Raw genomic sequence first — 2,693 nt, 5'->3', positions numbered from 1 at the left:
CTGAGTACTTTCTTCTCCATGTAGACTCAATGTGAACATGAGCTTCTCGAAAATGTTCGTAAAGGAGAAGAAGAAATTGGTAGGCGCGATTGGACTCGAACCAACGACCCCCACCATGTCAAGGTGGCCTTCTCCCGCGTATTTAGTGGCTTTGGCTGCAATCTATGGCCTTTTTTATGGCCAACTTCGTAGCAACCCCGATTAGGAAACAATCACGTGGTCATCATTGATCGCCTCCAATTGCTCGCTTGGATAATATCACCATGCGAATCTCAAGCCGCGCTGTAGTTGAGCAGCATACTCGGTGCTAGGCGGATCTCGGACTTAGCTGCCCTTGAGGCATGCTCTTCAGAGCTTTCGCTGCTTACCATGCCATGCATGGACGTTGGCGATTTTACTGTTTCAATCCCTGCTGCAAAACGCTCGTTTCTGACCAAAAAAGAATATCATCAGAAAAGATAATTTATTACGGGAATCTAGTGAACGAGCCATTGATGCCCAACGAATCTGATTCAAGAAGCAGTTCTGCCGTTGAACTTGATGGTGCACTACCACCGTCAGAACCTGAACAAGCGACGGAGTCAGCGAAAGAGCCACCTATAAAGCCCCCTCCTCTGCTGGGCTTTAATAGCTGGGGCCCATGGAAACGTTGGAACTACTATCGTGAGTTTCGACAGCGTGAGATCCATGCCGTGCGTGACCGAGACCGTGACCACGAAGAGAATGCTCGAGGTCGGCTTCCTGATGATGAAGGCGTTCAACTACCGGGAATATGGATTGCAGAGCTATATACACCCTCTACAGTGGGCGGGCTACTCAATGGGATCCGAGAATTAGGGTGGGAATACGGAAGAAGTAGGGATGATAGCCTTACGAAATGGATGAATGACATCCGAGAGGGGCGTCAAGCCGGCTGGGTGAATCTTGGACTGGTGTCACCGCCCAAGGCTGCTCATTTCATGAGGGAGCGTTCAGCTAATTTGCCACCAGGTGCAACTGCTGCATTGCCAATCCTGATGTCTCTTACACCGAGTATTACCGCGTTTGTTGTTCTCTTTCTATTTGATGAAGAGACTGCCGCTACTCTTGAAACAAACTTACGTGCAAATTTCATATCGACCACGCGCCGCACATCTCTTTTCCGGACTTGGAATCTTATTCGCTTTATCCTAACGAACAATGATTCGGGCCGCTTCAGTTACAGCATACTGCACCCAGACAGCCTCCGTCGTGAGGCATTGAAATCTCAACTTCAAGGACTCGAAAAAGACTGCACACAATGGGTTCGAAAGCATTTCCCAGGAGCCTTTGATTCACTACCCCAAACACGTCTTCCAACGGCCATTCTGCTGGTAACCGAGCAAGTTAGGCCGCTGTCGGATGAAGCTGGCAGTATTAGAGCGCTTGATGGGCTCGCGATAGGTCGTAACTATGATGCATGGGAATCGATTGAATGGCCGGGAGCGCGTTTAGTAATGCCGAGAAGCTGGGATGATGAAGGAAACCGCCTTACCTTTGCTTGCCGCAGGCAGGACGCATTTCCGAATAGCCCTGGCTACCACGACCCAACCTCAAACTGGACGATTGCACAAAGAGCCGATGATTTTATCCAAGGAATATTGTCGAGATGGGCAATCACATGTCTACTAAATGCCTACCATGAGGCCCTGTCAGCTATGCGCGATGAAATCGCGTGCGATGGCAGCTATCGGACTGTTAGGGACTTGAAGAAACTACGCTCCTTTGCGCGGACGTTTTTATACGATATAGGTGCTTGCACGTATGAGATTGAAGAATTCTCTCAATCGGATCCAAGTTATCGTCACGACGTTATTGAAATGACCTACGTCCACGTTGCGCACGGCGGGAAGCACGAACTGTTGAATAGCCTTAGCTCTTTGCAGGGAAAGCGAGCACGGCAAGTTCGGAGAGAGGCTGAACTTCTACAAACAACAATGTCGGCTAGCAACGACCTGTCGCAGACGATAGCCAACATACGAATTCAACGCTTCATGGTTTTACTCACAGTAATATCCATTGGCATTGCATTGTGGGCTGGCCTCCATTCCCCGTAATCAGCTTCGTAGCGCTACATCTGCGATTGCAAATGTCCGCATTTGCAGTCCGCACAGTTGAAGAAATCAATTCCTGACGGTCTTCACGACTCCCCACTGATTTCTTACTCCGCATCATTTCGAAGCAAACACTGTCGCCACTCACTACGATTGACATAACCAGCCTCAAACCCATACAGTTCGTCCTGCTTGCAATTCCGCCCCACGCACATCGCACCGCATGCACGGTGTAAGGCGCACAGCGGACTTTTCCAGAATAGGAGCTGGCGCAAGGAAAGATTCCCGCAAAGTAGGGAAGCATCTTCAGCGACACTCTTGTTCGGCAAAGGGGAAGTACTTGTTTGCGAGTCACACCAATTATTCTACATTCAAGCCAAATAGACCGTGGTCTACCCCTTATTGTTTGCAATTTAAGTGGGACAAATAATATGAATACGGCCGGTTCTACTTGGCGGAAGTGGGACTTGCACGTCCACACGCCATCGTCTGTTTTCCACAACTATCCAGGGGCGGACGAGGAAGCCTGGGAAGCGTTCTTGCTCGATCTTGAAGCACTGCCGACTGACATTAAGGTTATTGGCATCAATGACTACATCTTCATCGACGGCTACGAGCGCG

2 protein-coding genes are annotated in these 2,693 nt (G+C 49.6%); both read left to right on the top strand.

Annotated elements, in window-relative coordinates; all coding sequences use genetic code 11:
- Window positions 1–494 precede the first annotated feature (494 nt).
- A complete protein-coding gene (locus ACYCZ5_RS13995) occupies window positions 495–2,075 on the top strand; it encodes a hypothetical protein (RefSeq protein WP_461545420.1) in 1,581 nt (526 codons plus the stop codon).
- 428 nt (window positions 2,076–2,503) lie between these two features.
- Window positions 2,504–2,693 (top strand): hypothetical protein (locus ACYCZ5_RS13990; RefSeq protein WP_461545419.1); only part of this gene is annotated, 190 nt, incomplete at its 3' end.

This window comes from Sideroxydans sp. (genome assembly GCF_054604835.1).
Note: the sequence above shows the minus strand (reverse complement) of the source record. Positions and strands in the feature narration are given on the sequence as shown.